Here is a 17,246-nt window from a genome sequence, read left to right as displayed (position 1 = left end):
GAGCGATTTTGTTAGACCTTGATTACATGAACGATTCGCTAGCTCTCCACGATGCGGATATCGCTCCTCGGACTATCCTTGTGGTAGATGATATGGCCGATAATATTGATATTCTGCGCAGCATATTATCCCATCATTATCAAGTGCGAGTAGCGAAGAGTGGCGAGCAAGCGCTGGCGCAGATAGAAAAAAAGGCTCCCGATTTAATCTTGCTAGATATCATGATGCCGGGCATGAATGGCTTTGAGGTATGTCGTTCTATCAAGCAAAATCCCCATACAAAAGCGATTCCAGTGATTTTCGTCACTGCTATGAGTTCTGTGGAGGATGAGCGTTTAGGCTTTGAAGTTGGGGGGGCCGACTTTATTACTAAACCCATTACACCGCTAACGACATTGGCCCGGGTTCGTAGTCACATTGAGCTTGCAGAGCGTCAATATCGCCATGAACTTCTAATCGCCCAACGCACACAGCAGCTTGAAGAATCTTTGCGTTCGGCGGTTTCTATGCTGAGCGTCGTCAGCAATTATAAAGATGAGGATACCGCCAGTCATATGGGACGTATGGCTGACTATAGCGCCTTGTTGGCAAGTGCTATCGGTTGGAGTAATGAGGAATGTGAACGTATACGCCTTGCTGCGCCGTTACACGATATCGGTAAGATTGGTGTGCCGGATTCGATACTAAAAGCCCCTCGGGCATTAACAGACAGCGAGCGTCTGGTCATGCAACAGCATACCCAGTTTGGCTACGATATCCTTTCACAAAGTCAGGCTCCCTTATTTAAAATGGCGGCACAGATTGCGTTGGCTCATCATGAGCGTTGGGATGGGACCGGCTATCCTAGAGGATTAAAGGCAGATGACATTCCGCTCGCTGCTAGAATCATTACCCTAGCTGATGTGTTTGACGCCCTAACCAGTAAGCGGCCATACAAAACCGCTTGGGGCTTAACAGAGACATTTCACCACCTAAAAAGCGAGGCGGGTAAGCTGTTTGATCCGAACTTGGTGGAGTTGTTTATTCAGTGTGAACCACAAATCCGTGAAGTGATGGAGAAGTGGAGCGACTAAGCGCAACACTTCTTAAATTTCTTTCCTGATCCGCAATGGCATGGGTCGTTGCGGCCGATCTTGTGTTCTTCGGGTAGTATATGAGGCGTATTGCCTTGAATCTGATGGCGGCCACCAGTGTAGTACCACTTGCCGTCGATTCGTTCAAAGTTGGATGTTTCGGTAAGCTTGCCGGTATTGCTGCCTTCTTTGAACTGAGCACAAAAGGTAACCTGTCCAGTTTTGTCTTTCTCAGAACCGTTTACGGAGTCCAAAATCTCCAGCTTAATCCACTGGGTGGCGCCATTGCTGTCTTCAATGGCTGCTGCGGTTTCTGGCGTTTCCCCAAGCTGTTGAGTGGCAATGATATAGTCAAATTGCTTTAGCGCAAACGCACTGTAGCGGGAGCGCATTAAAGTTTCTGCAGTAGGGGCAGTGCCAGGGTTATGATGGTACATACCACAGCACATCTCATAGGGCATGGATGTGCCGCAAGGGCAGTGTGATGGAATCGTATTATTCATTACTATGATCGCCAAGCCATTGATTACCTGCGTATAATACCTATTTATTTGGCGACAAACAGGGCTTATTGTGAGTAATTCCACCGAGCAGACCTATTTTTGGTTCGACTTCGAAACGACGGGTACGGATCCTATTCGGGATCGCCCGATGCAATTCGCCGGTATGCGTACCGATATGAACTTTAATCCTATTGGTGAGCCAGTAATGCTCTACTGCAAGTTAGCAGATGATGTGCTGCCCCATCCTAAGGCTTGTTTGCTCACAGGCATTTCCCCGCAGCAGGCAAACCGCGACGGATTATGTGAAGCGGAATTTATGGGAGAAGTGCAAAAGCACCTCGGCGCGCCAAATACCATCGCCTTGGGCTACAACACCCTGCGGTTTGATGACGAAATTGTGCGTCATGGCTTTTACCGTAATTTTATCGACCCCTATGCTCGCGAATGGCAAAACGGCTGCTCCCGTTGGGATGTGATTGATTTGGTGCGTATGTGTTTTGCTATGCGCCCCGATGGCATTGTTTGGCCGAAGAGAGAAGACGGAACTTATTCACTGAAGCTAGAAGATCTATCCGTCGCCAATGGACTTGCCCATGAACAAGCCCATGATGCTTTGTCGGATGTTTACGCCACCATCGGCTTGGCGAAGTTAATTCGGGATAAGCAACCGAAACTGTTCGACTATTACCTGTCGATGAAAGACAAATCTGCCCTGCAAAGTTTCATCGATCCCTTACGCATGAAGCCGTTTCTCCATATTTCTGGCATGTTTGGCCAAGAGAAAAAATTTGCTGCTTTTGTGGCTCCTGTCGCCCATCATCCTAGCAATAAGAATGCGGTGGTGGTCGTTGATTTAATGGGGGAAATAGCGCCATTGCAGGAATGGACGGTGGATGAGATCCGACAGAATTTATTTAGTACCAAAGAGCAGTTGGGGAGTCAGCTCCGCTTGCCGGTTAAATTGATTCATTTGAACAAGTGTCCTGCGGTAGCCCCTGCTACTTTTTTGAAGGATCCTACGGTGGTGCAGCGTTTGCAGTTAGATGGAGAAGTGTGTCGCCAAAATCTCGCGTTATTGCGTCAAGCAGATGGTATCGCAGCAAAATTAGTGCAAGTGCATGAACGGGAATTTAATGATATTCCCAAAGATCCTGACCAGATGCTGTATTCGGGTGGGTTCTTTTCCAATGAAGATCGTCGGCGTATGGAAGAAATTCGCGCTACACCCGGATATCTATTGGGGGAGATGGAGTTTTCCTTCGATGATCGTCGTCTAGATGAAATGTTAACCCGCTATATTGCTCGGAACTATCCCGAGGGGTTAACGTCAGAGCGACGGGAGCAGTGGGAGGAATTCCGCTCCACTCGTCTACTCGAAAGAGATGGTGGCGGTACACTGACAATGAGTGAGTATTTTGCCATGCTGAACGAAATTGCAATCGGTGGCGAATTAACAGCTGCGCAGCAGCATATGCTGCAAGATTTGGCTGACTATGCCCAAAGCATCTATCCCTACTGACGCGTTATAGGCATCACATTAAAGGCAGTGGAAAGGAGTAATTAAGTGAGCGAGCAGCACAAAGGAACTCAGTGGTTGATTGGTTTTGCCGCATTCGTAGTAATTATTGCTGGGCTAAAGGCAGCGTCTCAAGTGGTGGTGCCGTTTATGTTGTCGGTTTTTATCGCCATTATTTGTGCGCCATTAATGAGTGCGCTCCGAGCTAGGCATGTGCCAACTGGGTTGGCGGTATTGCTGGTGGTGCTGATTATCGTAGTTGGGCTTGGCAGTGTCGGCATGCTGGTGGGGTCTTCCCTGGATGACTTTTATAAGCAGATGCCGTTTTATAAGCAACGCTTTGCCGCTGAAATGAGCAATATCATTACTTGGTTGAATGGACTAGGCGTGCAGCTCTCGACAGAGCAAATTCGCAGTCACATTGATCCGTCGTCCTTGATGCAGCTATTTGCCAATACCCTGGCGAGTCTCGGTGGTGTACTGACTAATTTGGTGTTGGTAGTGATTACGGTGGTGTTCATTTTATTTGAAGCAGCCGAATTGCCCAAAAAACTCTCTATTGCTCTAGAAGACGCCAGCAAATCCATGCAAACGGCCGAGCATTTTATCGCTACCGTGAATCGCTATTTGGTTATCAAAACCCTTGTCAGTATCGGTACTGGCGTATTGATTACGGCGTGGCTGTGGGTGTTGGGTGTGGACTTCCCAATACTCTGGGGAGTGTGCGCCTTTATGTTGAATTTTGTGCCCAATATTGGTTCTATCATTGCAGCGCTGCCAGCCGTAATGTTGGCGTTTGTGCAGCTTGGCTTGTTTAGTGCCGGCCTAACCGCATTAGGATTTTTGGTGGTGAATTTGGTTATGGGCAATATGATCGAGCCCCGCTATATGGGGCGCGGTTTGGGTTTGTCCACCCTCGTCGTTTTTCTATCATTATTGCTTTGGGGGTGGGTGTTTGGCCCGGTTGGCATGTTGTTGTCGATTCCGCTCACGATCATTTTAAAAATTGCTTTAGAAGAGAACCCTCGTACTCGTTGGCTCGCGATTATGATCGACTCTTCCCCCAAGCAGCGCTAGCTAATTCCCAAGGGATGGATTATAATCACTGGTCAATTTCCAAGATTGACACCGCGAAAGCCGAGCTTGGCTTTCCCCATCCCTTACTAAGGTACTCTAATACATGTCTGACGCTGATATTCAGCCTACTTTCGATACGTTGGGCTTAGCTGCCCCTATTCTTAAAGCGGTTGCCGAACTCGGTTACGAGCAACCGTCCGCTATCCAAGCGCAATCAATTCCTCATTTGTTAGAGGGGCACGACCTACTAGGGCAAGCGCAGACGGGTACCGGTAAGACAGCAGCATTCGCGCTGCCATTGTTGTCGCGCATTAATCTAAACGATAAAACGACACAGTTGTTGGTGTTAGCACCAACACGAGAATTGGCAATCCAAGTTTCTGAAGCATTCCAAAGCTATGCACGTTACCTTCCTGATTTTCACGTGGCTCCAATTTACGGCGGCATGTCTTATGACAGCCAGTTGCGTCAATTGCGTCGTGGTGTTCAGGTCGTTGTTGGTACGCCTGGTCGTATCATGGATCATATTCGTCGCAAAACGCTTAACCTAGATGGTTTGCAGGCATTGGTACTCGATGAAGCCGACGAAATGCTACGCATGGGCTTTATCGATGATGTTGAATGGATTCTTGAACATACACCAGCGACACGCCAAATCGCTTTGTTCTCTGCCACCATGCCAAAAGAAATCAAAAAAGTGGCGCAGCAGCATTTGCAAGACCCGAAAGAAGTTAAGATAGTCACCAAAACTTCTACGGCAATGACGATCACACAAAAATACTGGCAGGTAAGTGGCTTGCATAAGCTAGACGCCCTGACTCGTATTTTAGAAATGAATGAACATGATGGCATGATCATCTTCGTTCGCACCAAAGCGGCGACCATTGAGTTAGCAGAAAAATTGACTGCTCGAGGCCATGCCTGTGAAGCACTTAACGGTGATATCAGCCAGAATCTGCGTGAGCGAACGGTTGAACGTATCAAGTCAGGTAAGATTGATATCTTAGTCGCAACCGATGTTGTGGCCCGGGGTTTGGATGTCGAGCGCGTATCCCACGTGGTGAACTACGACATTCCATACGATACGGAATCCTATGTACACCGTATCGGCCGTACCGGTCGTGCAGGTCGTTCTGGTACAGCAATTTTGTTTGTGGGTCATCGTGAACGCCGTATGCTTCAAGCAATCGAGCGCGCTACACGTCAGCCGATCGAGCGCATGCAATTACCGACGGCTTCCGATATTAACGCTCAGCGCGTTGCTCGCTTTAAAGAGCGTGTTACCGACGTATTGGATAACGAAGATTTAGATTTCTTTATGGAGTTAGTGGAAGGCTTCCAAAAAGAAAACGAGGTTGATCCGTTAAAAGTTGCCGCAGCTCTAGCTCACATGGCACAAGGTAAATCACCTTTAATACTTAAAGAGGCGGAATTTAAAGCCGAACGCCCTGAGCGCGAAGATCGAGGTGATCGCTCAGATCGTGATCGTGGTGAGCGTAGCCGTCGTCCTTCCCGTCCAGTGACCGCGGAAGCAATGCCGCTCAAAGATAATCCAGATGTAGCAATGAAACGCTTTGTCGTCAGCGTCGGTTACCGCGATGGTGTTAAACCTGGCAACATCGTTGGCGCCATTGCCAATGAAGCAGACATTGAAAGTCGCTTAATCGGTCATATTGAAATTTATGAAGCCTTCTCTACCGTTGATCTGCCAGTACAGCAAGCTGATAAAGCACTGAAAAAATTGGCTAAAACACGTATCTGTGGGCAACGTGCGGAATTGTCTGTATTGGAAGACGTAAATAGTCTGCCAGAGGACAACGGTTTTAACCGTCGTAAAGGTGCGCCAAGCAGTGGTCGTGGTCGCAAACCAAACGGTGGTGGCGAGCATCGCTCAAACAGTGGCGAACGTCGCTTCAATGGCGGTGAGCGCAAGCCGCGCCGAGAAAAACACTAAATTTTAGTGCAAAAGCCGAGTCTGACTCGGCTTTTTTATGAGTGGCGAGTAGTTAAGCAAGGAATAAAACGAGCATGAATGAAATTACCCTAATTAAACCCGACGACTGGCATTTACACTTCCGTGATGGGGATATGCTACGTGAAACCGTCCCAGCCACAGCGCGTTGTTTTGGACGTGCGATTGTAATGCCGAATTTGGTGCCACCGGTGACCACGGCGCAAATGGCGGTCGAATACCGGGAGCGAATTGAAGCTGCTGTACCAAACAATACGCAATTTACGCCCTTGATGACGATTTATTTAACGGATAAAACCACCCGTGAAGAGATCAAAGCGGCGAAAGCGGCTGGGGTTGTGGCTGCGAAAATGTATCCGGCAGGAGCAACGACCAATTCAGACGCCGGTGTTAGCGGGTTAGATTCTTTGTTTCCTGTGTTCGAAGCGTTGGCGGAAGAGGGGATGCTACTGCTTATTCACGGCGAGGTTACGGAAAAGCATGTGGATATTTTTGACCGAGAGAAGGAGTTTATTGACCGTCACTTAGTAAGAATTGTTGAGAAAGTGCCTAGTCTTAAAGTGGTGTTTGAGCATATCACCACCAAGGAAGCGGCTCAGTTTGTTATGGAGGCTCGTGAAGGAGTGGCCGCAACTATTACACCTCAACATTTGCTATTGAATCGTAATGACCTGTTGGTTGGCGGTATTCGTCCACACAACTATTGTTTGCCGGTGCTAAAGCGCAACATTCACCAAGAGGTATTACGCGCTGTGGTCGCATCGGGTTCAGAGCGATTTTTCCTTGGTACCGATTCCGCCCCGCATCCTAAACATAAGAAAGAGCATTGCTGTGGCTGTGCCGGGTGCTACAGTGCATGGTCGGCGATCGAGCTTTATGCACAAGTGTTCGAAGAGCTCAATGCTCTGGATAAGCTAGAAGGTTTTGCGAGTTTGCATGGGCCGAAGTTCTATGGCTTGCCGGTAAATACAGAGACCATTACGTTAGAAAAATCTCCATGGACAGTGCCGGACGAGATAGCCTTGCCTGCTGGTGATAGTATCGTGCCTTTCTTTGCCGGCCAAACCGTCAATTGGAAATTGAAAGGTTAATTAGCTTTGTGCCCGCGGGTGGCGCTCGTTATCCGCGGGTATTTCTAGGTTTATTTCAGACGAGACATCATGGCTGCTGAATCCCCATTTGCGTTTATACGTCCTATCGACTTGATCACATTGTCTTTTTTCCTTGCCTGTTGGTGGGGATACGCATTCTATGCACTCTACAATTCCAAGCGCAAACACTGTCTCGTAAGCGTGCTGCATCAGTTTCGCTTAGCTTGGATGTCGCGGCTACTGCGCCGAGACAATCGCATTGCTGATGCCTCGGTAATGGCTAACTTAGAGCGTAGCAGCTTGTTCTTCGCTTCTAGCAGCTTACTGATAATCGCCGGTTTATTTACGGCATTTAACTATTCGGAGAAAGCCCTTGGCATTCTCAACGATTTCCACCTTTTAGCACCGACGACCCAGCAGGAGTGGGAGCTCAAGGTGATTGTTCTTATCGTCATCTTTGTGTATGCCTTTTTTACTTTTACCTGGTCGGTGCGCCAGTATAATTTCTGTTCCGTATTAGTCGGTAGCGCACCGTTGGCAACGGAGCGGGGCATTGAGGAAAGTGAGCGGGAGCTGTACGCCCGACACATGGCGCAGATCTGTAGTCTAGCGGCGAATCAATTTAATTACGGCTTACGCGCTTATTATTTTGCCATGGCGTTTGCTGGTTGGTTTTTAGGGCCATACATTTGTATGATCTCCAGTGTCCTAGTGGTAGCCGTACTCTATCGCCGCGAGTTTCGCTCAAAAACTTTTAAAACGCTTTACCGTGGATTGGTGATTAAGTCCAATGCTGCCTAATTTTCCGAAACAGGTGCCGGTAGATAATCCTCCGGTCAATCGCACTGTTCAAGTCACCGATCAGGTCTATCGTTATTTACTTAACGTGTCAGTACGAGAGTCTGAGCTATTACAAGCGCTACGTCGTGAAACTGCCCAGTATCATATGGCGCGTATGGCCGTTTCTCCAGAAGTGGGGCAATTCTTAGGACTATTGGTTTCGCTGATAAAGCCACAGCGGCTATTGGAAGTTGGTGTATTCACTGGTTACAGTACGGTTTCCATTGCGCAAAAGATGGGAGCTAATGCGACCTTGCTTGCCATTGATAAAAAGTCCATGTGGTTAGAGATAGCTCGTAAGTATTTAGAACAGCTGCCTAATCACCAAAATATCGAAACTCGTTGCGCCAACGCCGTGGATGTTTTAGTGGAACTAGCAGACACCACTCCCAGTAGTTTTGATTTTATTTTTGTTGATGCGGACAAGCAAAACCTATTGCGCTATTACGAGCTAGCCACGCAGCTATTAAGACCTGGGGGGCTACTTGTCGTAGACAATACCCTCTGGTGGGGCAACGTGGCAGATGAAGGCTTTCAAGATCGAGATACTCGACAAGTGCGTGAACTCAATCAAAGACTACATTGCGACCCTCGCTTTGATATCAGTCTGTTGCCGATTGGAGATGGCTTAACCCTAGCACATTTTATTGGTTAACCGGCCCCATCGTTTTTATGCCCTAAGTTGTTAGGGTTGAATTTTGTCGGTCTTACCCCATATCACCAACTACAGGTTAATTTGAGATCTCGTCACCTTAAGTGACGGGTGGTTGGTAAAAATAGGGAGCATGCGAGTCCATGACAACTGAAACCCAAAAAGAAACTCTTGGCTTTCAAACTGAAGTAAAACAGCTTCTCCATTTGATGATTCACTCTTTGTACTCTAACAAAGAGATTTTCTTACGGGAGCTAATTTCTAATGCTTCCGATGCGGTTGACAAGCTGCGTTTCCAGTCCGTTTCAAATCCAGATTTGTTGGCGGACGATCCTAATCTGAGGGTGCGCATCAGCTTTGACAAGGATGCAGGCACCTTAACCATCGATGACAACGGCATTGGTATGAGTCGCGAAGAAGCGATTGCCAACCTAGGTACCATCGCAAAATCTGGCACCGCCCAATTCCTAGAGCAGCTCAGTGGCGACCAGAAGAAAGACAGTCAGTTAATCGGTCAGTTCGGTGTAGGTTTCTATTCCGCTTTTATTGTTGCTGATAAAGTCACAGTTGAAACACGACGTGCCGATGAACAACAGGCGGTTCGTTGGGAGTCCGAGGGCACCGGCGAGTTCACTATCGAAGAGATTGAAAAAGCCACTCGTGGTACTCGCATCACTCTACACTTAAAAGCGGATGATAAAGAGTTCGCTGATAACTGGCGGCTGCGTTCGCTAGTCACCAAATACTCCGATCATATTTCTATCCCAGTTGAGATGGAAAAAGTGGTTTATCCAGAGTTTGATGAAGAGGGTAACCCTAAAGAGTCGGAAGAAAAGTCAGCCCCAGAGTGGGAGGCAGTGAACTCAGCAAAAGCGCTCTGGACTCGCTCTCGTAGTGAAGTGAGCGATGAAGAGTACAAAGAGTTTTACAAGCACGTTTCCCACGATATGGCAGAGCCATTGAAATGGTCCCACAATAAAGTGGAAGGTAAGCTGGAGTACACCAGTTTGCTATATATTCCTTCAAAAGCTCCATATGACCTTTGGAATCGCGACATGCAGCGTGGTTTGAAGCTGTATGTGCAGCGTGTATTTATCATGGATGAAGCGGAGGCCTTCTTGCCCCCTTACATGCGCTTCGTGAAAGGGGTTGTGGATTCCAACGATTTATCGCTAAACGTATCCCGTGAGATTCTGCAAAACGACAGCGCTGTTGATTCCATGCGCTCCGCTTTGACGAAACGCGTGTTGGATATGCTCACCAAGATGGCCAAAAACGAACCGGAAGACTACCAGAAATTCTGGAATGAGTTCGGTGCGGTAATCAAAGAAGGCCCAGCGGACGACTTTGGTAATAAAGATAAGATTGCCAAGTTGTTGCGCTTCAGTACGACCCACACGGACAAACCAGAACAAACTGAGTCCTTGGATCAGTATATTGAGCGTATGGCTGAAGGCCAGGATAAGATCTATTACATCTACGCCGAGACTCACAATACGGCGAAAAATAGTCCTCACCTAGAAGTGCTACGTAAAAAAGGCTACGAAGTGTTGCTATTGAGTGACCGCATTGACGAGTGGATGATGTCTTCATTGCGTGAATACGAAGGCAAGTCATTCCAAGATGTGACCAAAGGCAAGCTCGACTTCGAGGCAGAAGAAACGGAAGAAGCCAAGAAAGAGAAAGAGCAGAAGCAAGAGCAACTTAAACCTTTGCTTGATCGTATGAAATCCGTGTTAGACGAAAAAGTAGCGGAAGTGAAAACTACAGATCGTCTGACGCAATCTCCTGCTTGTTTGGTAGTGGGCGAGTTTGATATGGGGCTACAAATGCGCCGCTTGTTAGAGCAAGCGGGTCAAAAAGTGCCGGAATCTAAGCCAACCTTGGAAGTGAATCCTGATCATCCTATTGTGCAGAAAATGGATCAAGAGTCCGATGAGGAGCGTTTCGCGGATATGGCTTGGTTGCTATTTGAGCAAGCAACCCTATCGGAAGGTGGTCAGTTGGAAGATCCAGCCTCTTTCGTCAGTCGCATGAACAAAATTATCGTGCAGATGTCAGCCTAGTAGGACTGTGCTAGACTCAAAACCCGAGCCGGATGCTCGGGTTTTTTATAGCTCACATAAACAAACAAGGAGAGTTACTTATGTTGCGATTCATCAGCGGGCTATGTTTAGCCTTCCTATTATCTTTTGCTAAGGTAATAGCTGGTCCTCAACTCGCTAAAGTCTACGATGGGCAAGATGTAGCTGATTATCTCGTCAGTGAAAAGTACGATGGGGTAAGAGCAATCTGGGATGGCTACCAATTGCTGTCTCGGCAAGGAAATCCTATTCATGCCCCCAGTTGGTTTACAGAGCCACTACCTAAAGGCGTCGTCTTAGATGGGGAATTGTGGGCGGGTTACGGGGTGTTCCAGCAAACCACATCGACAGTGCTAGACGATATACCTAATGACGCCCATTGGCGCAAAATCACTTACCTAGTGTTCGATGCGCCTAGTTACGGCGGCTCATTTGCAAAACGCTGGGAATATTACCATGAACTGATTCAGTCCATTGGCGTGAGCCATGTTCGTCCGATTACACAGTTTTCTGTAGAGAGTGTCGAAGAGCTCTATAATCACTTGGATCGTGTGGTGGCGAAAGGTGGAGAGGGACTGATACTGCATCAGGCTAGTGCTTCCCATGTGTCTGGCCGTAGCGATCATTTGCTGAAACTAAAGCCGTACCAAGATATGGAGGCCATGGTTATTGGATATGTGCCAGGCAATGGCAGACTTAGTGGCAAGTTAGGGGCCTTGAAAGTACAGTTGGAGTCGGGTCTGACGTTCAAAATAGGTACAGGCTTTACCGATGAGCAAAGAGCGAATCCTCCCAAGATAGGGGAGGTTATTACTTTCCGCTACCAGGGGCTAACCAAGCGAGGAGTGCCTCGCTTTGCCAGCTTTTTGCGTATCCGTAATGACGGCTACCCGTTTAAAGCATCTCGTGAGTAACCGTAGACTTTACTTACAGAATACGCGGTGTAAGGTCGCGATTACTTCATTAATGCGTTCATCAGCGATGGAATAATAAATCGTTTGTGAATCGCGACGTGTCGCGACCAAGCCATCTTTACGTAACACCGCAAGATGCTGCGACAAGGCCGATTGACTAAGGGGAACTTTCTCGTTAAGAGCACCAACGGAGAGTTCCTGATTCAGCAGATTGCAAAGTATGATCAGGCGATTTTCATTGCTCAGCGCCTTTAAGAAACAGGACGCTTCGCTGGCTGACTCTAGCATGCTATCAATAGATAAATTGGAATTTTGCATCTTACTACAGTGGCTCCGTAATGTCTTAGCTTGGTAAGCTCAGTTGTTATTATTAGGCGAGAAGGATTTTCTCTTTGCCCAGTCAGTTAATATAAGTATATATTTCTAATTTAGCAAACCCTAAATATCAAGCTCCGCCCAAATAGGAGCATGATCGGATGGTTTCTCCATAGCACGTATTTCGTAACTGATGCCAGCTTGGCTCAAAAAAGGAACTAGGTTATCGCTGCAAAGTACCCCATCAATACGCAGCCCCCGTTTAGGGGTATCCTCGAAGCCTTTTGAGCGATAATCAAACCAACTGAACTGGTCATTGTTGCTAGGGTAGATATGGCGGTAACTGTCAGTAAATCCAAGGTCGAGTAGTGCTTTAAACCACGCTCTTTCTTCCGGCAAGAAACTACACTTTCCGGTGCGCAACCAGCGTTTGGCATTTGCATCACCAATACCAATATCGCAGTCTTCTGCTGAAATATTAAAGTCCCCCATTATTACTACCTGCTCAACGTCATTGTGTTGCGTCAAGTAGGCTTGAAGGTCTTGGTAGAACTTCTCTTTAGCGGGAAACTTAGTGGGGTGATCGCGACTCTCTCCTTGGGGGAAGTAGCCGTTGATAACTTTTAGTGGCCCTTTTTCTGTGGCGAAAGTGGCCATGATGACCCTACGTTGAGCTTCACTATCATCATTCGGGAAGCCATACTCAACTTTCGCGGCATGTAACTTGGATAGAAGTGCAACACCATAATGTGACTTTTGGCCAAAGTAGTAGGCGTGATATCCGTACTGTTGTGCTACTTCCAGCGGAAATGCGTCATCATGGACCTTGGTTTCCTGCAAACCAATTACATCGGCATCCAAGGAAAGTTTAACCGCGTCCAGCTGATGGGGTCGCGCGCGCAGGCCATTAATGTTAAAAGATACGATTTTCATAAAATTCAGTAAGATTGATTAAAATTAATCGACGAATAATGACAAATTTGTCGAGAAATTACGACTAATTGCGCCTTGTTTTTCTAGAACCATTTACTATTTAGTAACTATTAGACGGTTATTAGGGGGAATTGTGACTTATCAATATGATTTATTCGTCATCGGGGCGGGTTCCGGTGGAGTTAGAGCTAGTCGGATGGCAGCCAGCAAGGGATGGAAAGTGGCTGTGGCAGAGTCCTCGGCCCTAGGGGGCACTTGCGTTAATATCGGCTGCGTACCTAAAAAGCTATTTGTTTATGCGGCAGAGTATGGTCATGTGGTGCAGCAGGCTAAGGGCTTTGGTTGGGATTTTCCTGAGCCCAGTTTCACTTGGCAACGACTACGGGATAATAAGACTCAAGAAATTCAGCGTCTAAATGGAATTTACGAAAAGTTACTGGTCACACCTGGGGTGGATATTTATCAGGGTAAGGCTTCCCTAGTTGATGCTCATACCGTAATGGTAAATGGTGAAAGAATCACCGCTGAAAGGATTTTAATCGCGGTAGGTGCGCGTCCTTTTGTACCTGACATAGAGGGTAAAGAGCATATTTGGGTGTCGGATGATATCTTCTATTTAGACGAGCTACCAAGCAGCGTGTTGGTGATTGGTGGCGGTTACATCGCGGTTGAGTTTGCTGGGATCTTTAATGGTCTAGGCGTGGAAACGACCTTGGTTCATCGCGGCGATAAGCTGTTACGTGGATTTGACGAGGATATACGTGATTTCGCTCAGCAAGAATATGTTAAGTCTGGCATTCAGTTGCGGCTTAATTGCGAAGTTAAAAAGATCGCTCAACTTGAGGATGGCGAGAAATTAGTCACCTTGTCAGATAACAGTCAAATCAAAGTCGGGGGCGTGTTGTGCGCTGCTGGCAGGGTACCTAACACGACGGATTTGGGTTTAGAAGCCGCCGGTGTGGCGCTCACTGAATCTGGTGCGATCGCGATAGACAGTAACTTTACGACAAATATTGCTAGCGTTTTCGCTTTGGGAGATGTCACCGGTAAAGTGCAATTAACCCCCGTTGCTATCAAAGAAGCGATGCACTTATTGGCCTACTGGTTTGATAGTCAACCAGTGACTTTGTCCTACGACAATATTCCATCAGCAGTATTCAGTCAGCCGAACATTGGTACAGTGGGGCTCAGCGAGCAAGAAGCTGTCACAAGAGGCTTTGCTATTGATGTCTATCAGACGGATTTTCGCCCAATGAAACACACGTTATCTGGTGCCGATGAACGTTCATTTATGAAACTCATTGTCGACCAAGGGACCGACAGGGTGCTAGGTGTGCATATGGTGGGTGATCATGCCGGCGAAATTATTCAGGGCATGGGCATTGCGGTAACCGCTGGCGCGAAAAAAGCCGATTTTGATACCACCATAGGAGTGCATCCCACTGCGGCGGAGGAGTTCGTTACCTTCTCTGCGAATGCACTGAAGAAGCGTTAGTTAGCGACTAATCGGCTTTTACTAATGGAGTCATAGTTGGCTCCATTTAGCTTGATCTTGTCTTTTATTGTGCTGTTACTGAGTGAGATTGTTAATGAGTGTGTGTAAGCGTGACAATCCACGAATTTGTCTGCCAAAAGCCAACAAATATAAACAATGTTTTCTCCTTGCAGTTGCTAAAGTTTGATTTACAGCGTAAGTCCTCTACTTCGCATTCTGGCTGAGAGCGGTAATGACACGATTCAATGGTTTACTATTGGTGGTAATAACAGTCCTGTTAGGAATAGTGGCGGGATTATTTCTATTGGCGCCGTTAACACCTAGTGCAGTATCGCCGGTGGTCGGCTATTGTCTTGTGTCGTTGTTATTGCTTGCTGTGGTCGCTGTGGTTGCTTTGCGGCACAGATTGCTGAAGCATCTTGTTCATCATCCTTCACTTGAGCATCTCCATATTGATGTGGATGGCCTTGGTGTGGTCAAGCGTTTGGCAGACCGATGTGTCGCTCAAGTTGTGGCAATGGAACAGATCAAACAAGCACTTGAGTCACAGCGGTTACAAAGAAAAGAGTATCGTAGCCTAGCCGCTGCCTTGTTAAATCAAATTGGCGAGGGTGCATTTGTTCTTGATCGATGTGGTCGGGTGATTCTCGTGAATCAAGATGCCCAAGCTATGACCGGTTATAAAGAAGATGATCTCATTAATAAATCGTTAGACATCGCATTGCTCTCCAAACTGGACATGCTGTATCTGCACGGCTGGCAATCTGAACTTGCGGCCAATAAACCAGTTTGGTTGGAATGTCCCCACACTGATGTGCTAACTCACAGACATGGGGGCCACAAACAATGTGAGTGGATGCTTGAGCTACTCCCAGAGACCGCTATTGGTACCTATCTATTGCGTATAGCGCCACCGCGTGGTTCAGGGACAATGCGTCGCGAGCTTCTATTGCGCGGAAATCCTGATCGTGGCATCGAGACTCCGACTCGGTTAAATTCACGTTAAGTATCCCGTGGTTTGACTGTTACTTATCCCCAGTTTTACTAGTACAACCTTGTTAATATTGCCAAAAAATCTTTTTAAATCATGGCAGTACAAGAATCGTTTGAAACTTGATCATGTGTCCTAGTTGGCTTTCTACAATAAATTCCCATTATTTTGTGTTGTTATGTTAACATGCGGGAAATTCAACTTGATTTGTTTCAAGTGTTTGATCAGTAGGGGATTTTGCCGCAATGGCAACACAAGATTTCAAATTAAAAGGTAGCGTTGTCACCACGGTCGTGCTGGAAGTGCTAGGTGACAATGATGTGCAGATTATCCATGGCATAAGTGACAAAGTCGCTGCTGCGCCGAGCTTTTTCCTCAATGCACCACTATTAATTAGTTTCGCCGACCACGTCAATTTAACTGCAGAGCGCTTGTCCCACTTAAGTTCTTCATTAAATGAACTGAAGTTTGCCGTGATTGGGTGGCGTCAAAATGACGAACTTCAGTATGCTTGGCAACCTAATCTTTCCATCCCTCGTTTGAGTAATGCCAAGCGTGCCGCGGAAAAGCCTATTCTCACCGCTGCTGAAGTTACTCCCCAACAGAATATCGAAGCCCCCCGCACGACCATTATTGATAAGCCAATTCGTTCAGGCCAGCAAGTCTACGCCAAAGGTGATTTAGTAGTATTGGCTGCCGTTAGTCCCGGAGCAGAAATACTTGCGGAAGGTAGTATACATGTATATGGGGCATTACGAGGGCGCGCATTAGCTGGTGTAAGTGGTAACGAACAAGCACGGATTTTTTGCCGTAGCCTTGAGGCTGAGTTAGTCTCGATTGCCGGCAATTTTATGTTAAGCGATAGCATGGAAACTGGAGTGTGGTCCAGTCCAGCGCAGATATATTTAGTCAATGACAAGTTAAACGTGGCTGCACTATAGTGTAGTCAGACGCAGATTGAATTAGGAGACGCAACTTTGGCCAAAATTATAGTAGTGACCTCCGGTAAGGGTGGTGTAGGTAAAACAACGACCAGCGCTGCAATCGGCACCGGTATGGCACTGAAAGGATATAAGACAGTGATCATCGATTTCGATGTAGGTCTGCGTAATCTCGATTTGATCATGGGATGTGAGCGTCGAGTTGTATATGACTTTGTTAATGTCATTAATCAAGATGCAACATTGTCCCAAGCTTTGATTAAAGATAAGCGCACCAAGGATCTGTACATTCTGCCTGCCTCCCAAACTAGAGATAAGGATGCGCTCACTAAGGAAGGGGTCGAAGCGGTGCTAAACGAATTAGCGAAAGACTTTGATTACATTATCTGTGACTCTCCAGCTGGTATCGAAAAAGGAGCACAAATGGCGCTCTACTTCGCTGATAGTGCCATTGTAGTGACTAACCCTGAAGTCTCTTCTGTGCGTGACTCGGATCGCATTTTGGGTATTCTGCAGAGTAAAAGCCGCCGTGCAGAAAATGGCGATAGCCCGATTGAGGAGCATTTATTACTGACTCGATACAACCCCACACGGGTTGAAGAAGGGGAAATGTTGAGTGTGGCGGATGTGGAGGAAATTCTAGCCATTCCTTTGCTCGGCGTCATTCCTGAATCTGAAGCAGTGCTGAAGGCTTCTAACCAAGGTACGCCGGTAATACTTGATCAAGCGGCAGAAGCGGGGCAAGCCTATGAAGATGCGGTTGCTCGTTTACTTGGGGAAGAGCGACCATTGCGCTTCACTCAGGTGCAAAAGAAGGGCTTTTTCAAAAGATTATTGGGGGGTTAACCA

At 47.2% G+C, this 17,246-nt stretch carries 16 protein-coding genes; 13 read left to right on the top strand and 3 right to left on the bottom strand.

Annotated features, from left to right (window positions below; genetic code table 11):
* Positions 1-8: 8 nt before the first annotated feature.
* Positions 9-1,073 (top strand): HD domain-containing phosphohydrolase, encoded by a 1,065-nt coding sequence (locus FJM67_RS07745; protein WP_235890016.1) that lies wholly within the window; start codon positions 9-11, stop codon positions 1,071-1,073.
* On the opposite strand, the gene FJM67_RS07740 is transcribed toward FJM67_RS07745, so the two are convergent.
* Positions 1,070-1,576, bottom strand: a complete 507-nt coding sequence (locus FJM67_RS07740; protein WP_140588223.1) for a YchJ family protein — start codon at positions 1,574-1,576, stop codon at positions 1,070-1,072. The two genes, FJM67_RS07745 and FJM67_RS07740, sit on opposite strands and share 4 nt — an antisense overlap.
* A gap of 70 nt (positions 1,577-1,646) precedes the next feature.
* Here FJM67_RS07740 and sbcB point away from each other — a divergent pair, with 70 nt between their 5' ends.
* From sbcB to FJM67_RS07700, 8 genes are all read left to right on the top strand, one after another.
* Positions 1,647-3,095 (top strand): exodeoxyribonuclease I, encoded by a 1,449-nt coding sequence (sbcB, locus tag FJM67_RS07735; RefSeq protein ID WP_140588222.1) that lies wholly within the window; start codon positions 1,647-1,649, stop codon positions 3,093-3,095.
* Positions 3,096-3,140: 45 nt separating this feature from the next.
* On the top strand, positions 3,141-4,169 hold the full coding sequence (locus FJM67_RS07730) for an AI-2E family transporter (protein WP_140588221.1): 1,029 nt from the start codon (positions 3,141-3,143) through the stop codon (positions 4,167-4,169).
* 103 nt (positions 4,170-4,272) lie between these two features.
* Entirely contained in the window at positions 4,273-6,123 is a 1,851-nt protein-coding gene (locus FJM67_RS07725; RefSeq protein ID WP_140588220.1) for a DEAD/DEAH box helicase, read from the top strand.
* Between the two features lie 74 nt (positions 6,124-6,197).
* Positions 6,198-7,232: a dihydroorotase gene (gene pyrC, locus FJM67_RS07720; RefSeq protein WP_140588219.1), complete on the top strand. Its 1,035-nt coding sequence runs from the start codon at positions 6,198-6,200 to the stop codon at positions 7,230-7,232.
* A gap of 69 nt (positions 7,233-7,301) precedes the next feature.
* On the top strand, positions 7,302-8,033 hold the full coding sequence (locus tag FJM67_RS07715; protein WP_140588218.1) for a DUF599 domain-containing protein: 732 nt from the start codon (positions 7,302-7,304) through the stop codon (positions 8,031-8,033).
* Entirely contained in the window at positions 8,023-8,727 is a 705-nt protein-coding gene (locus tag FJM67_RS07710) for an O-methyltransferase (protein WP_140588217.1), read from the top strand. Before FJM67_RS07715 ends, FJM67_RS07710 begins: the two co-directional genes overlap by 11 nt.
* A 140-nt stretch (positions 8,728-8,867) precedes the next feature.
* Complete coding sequence (gene htpG, locus FJM67_RS07705) at positions 8,868-10,790, top strand: molecular chaperone HtpG (RefSeq protein ID WP_140588216.1); 1,923 nt, start codon at positions 8,868-8,870, stop codon at positions 10,788-10,790.
* Between the two features lie 80 nt (positions 10,791-10,870).
* Positions 10,871-11,722, top strand: coding sequence for a DNA ligase (locus FJM67_RS07700; protein ID WP_140588215.1), 852 nt, complete (start codon positions 10,871-10,873; stop codon positions 11,720-11,722).
* A 9-nt stretch (positions 11,723-11,731) separates the two neighbouring features.
* On the opposite strand, the gene FJM67_RS07695 is transcribed toward FJM67_RS07700, so the two are convergent.
* Positions 11,732-12,040: an ArsR/SmtB family transcription factor gene (locus FJM67_RS07695; protein WP_140588214.1), complete on the bottom strand. Its 309-nt coding sequence runs from the start codon at positions 12,038-12,040 to the stop codon at positions 11,732-11,734.
* A 120-nt stretch (positions 12,041-12,160) separates the two neighbouring features.
* Positions 12,161-12,970, bottom strand: coding sequence for an exodeoxyribonuclease III (gene xthA / locus FJM67_RS07690; RefSeq protein WP_140588213.1), 810 nt, complete (start codon positions 12,968-12,970; stop codon positions 12,161-12,163).
* A gap of 133 nt (positions 12,971-13,103) precedes the next feature.
* Here xthA and gorA point away from each other — a divergent pair, with 133 nt between their 5' ends.
* The 4 genes from gorA to minD all read left to right on the top strand — a co-directional run bounded on the left by gorA (position 13,104) and on the right by minD (position 17,243).
* Positions 13,104-14,465, top strand: coding sequence for a glutathione-disulfide reductase (gene gorA, locus FJM67_RS07685; RefSeq protein ID WP_140588212.1), 1,362 nt, complete (start codon positions 13,104-13,106; stop codon positions 14,463-14,465).
* Between the two features lie 232 nt (positions 14,466-14,697).
* Complete coding sequence (locus FJM67_RS07680; RefSeq protein ID WP_140588211.1) at positions 14,698-15,471, top strand: PAS domain-containing protein; 774 nt, start codon at positions 14,698-14,700, stop codon at positions 15,469-15,471.
* 230 nt (positions 15,472-15,701) lie between these two features.
* Positions 15,702-16,397, top strand: a complete 696-nt coding sequence (gene minC, locus FJM67_RS07675) for a septum site-determining protein MinC (protein ID WP_140588210.1) — start codon at positions 15,702-15,704, stop codon at positions 16,395-16,397.
* A gap of 36 nt (positions 16,398-16,433) precedes the next feature.
* The gene (minD, locus tag FJM67_RS07670) at positions 16,434-17,243 is read left to right on the top strand and encodes a septum site-determining protein MinD (protein WP_140588209.1); all 810 of its coding nucleotides are present in this window, start codon (positions 16,434-16,436) and stop codon (positions 17,241-17,243) included.
* The last annotated feature ends 3 nt before the right edge of the window (positions 17,244-17,246 follow it).

Origin of the sequence: Maribrevibacterium harenarium, assembly GCF_006385675.1 — a bacterium.
Lineage (GTDB): Bacteria > Pseudomonadota > Gammaproteobacteria > Pseudomonadales > Marinomonadaceae > Marinomonas > Marinomonas harenarium.
The sequence above is the reverse complement of the archived record's forward strand: the minus strand, read 5'-3'. Positions and strand labels throughout refer to the sequence as shown.

Bases quoted from the DNA above. Each gene is read 5' to 3' on its own strand.
- FJM67_RS07725 (WP_140588220.1), top strand. From the start codon at position 4,273: ATGTCTGACGCTGATATTCAGCCTACTTTCGATACGTTGGGCTTAGCT.
- FJM67_RS07700 (WP_140588215.1), top strand. From the start codon at position 10,871: ATGTTGCGATTCATCAGCGGGCTATGTTTAGCCTTCCTATTATCTTTT.
- pyrC (WP_140588219.1), top strand. From the start codon at position 6,198: ATGAATGAAATTACCCTAATTAAACCCGACGACTGGCATTTACACTTC.
- minC (WP_140588210.1), top strand. From the start codon at position 15,702: ATGGCAACACAAGATTTCAAATTAAAAGGTAGCGTTGTCACCACGGTC.
- FJM67_RS07695 (WP_140588214.1), bottom strand. From the start codon at position 12,040: ATGCAAAATTCCAATTTATCTATTGATAGCATGCTAGAGTCAGCCAGC.
- xthA (WP_140588213.1), bottom strand. From the start codon at position 12,970: ATGAAAATCGTATCTTTTAACATTAATGGCCTGCGCGCGCGACCCCAT.
- FJM67_RS07740 (WP_140588223.1), bottom strand. From the start codon at position 1,576: ATGAATAATACGATTCCATCACACTGCCCTTGCGGCACATCCATGCCC.
- htpG (WP_140588216.1), top strand. From the start codon at position 8,868: ATGACAACTGAAACCCAAAAAGAAACTCTTGGCTTTCAAACTGAAGTA.
- FJM67_RS07715 (WP_140588218.1), top strand. From the start codon at position 7,302: ATGGCTGCTGAATCCCCATTTGCGTTTATACGTCCTATCGACTTGATC.
- FJM67_RS07710 (WP_140588217.1), top strand. From the start codon at position 8,023: ATGCTGCCTAATTTTCCGAAACAGGTGCCGGTAGATAATCCTCCGGTC.
- FJM67_RS07680 (WP_140588211.1), top strand. From the start codon at position 14,698: ATGACACGATTCAATGGTTTACTATTGGTGGTAATAACAGTCCTGTTA.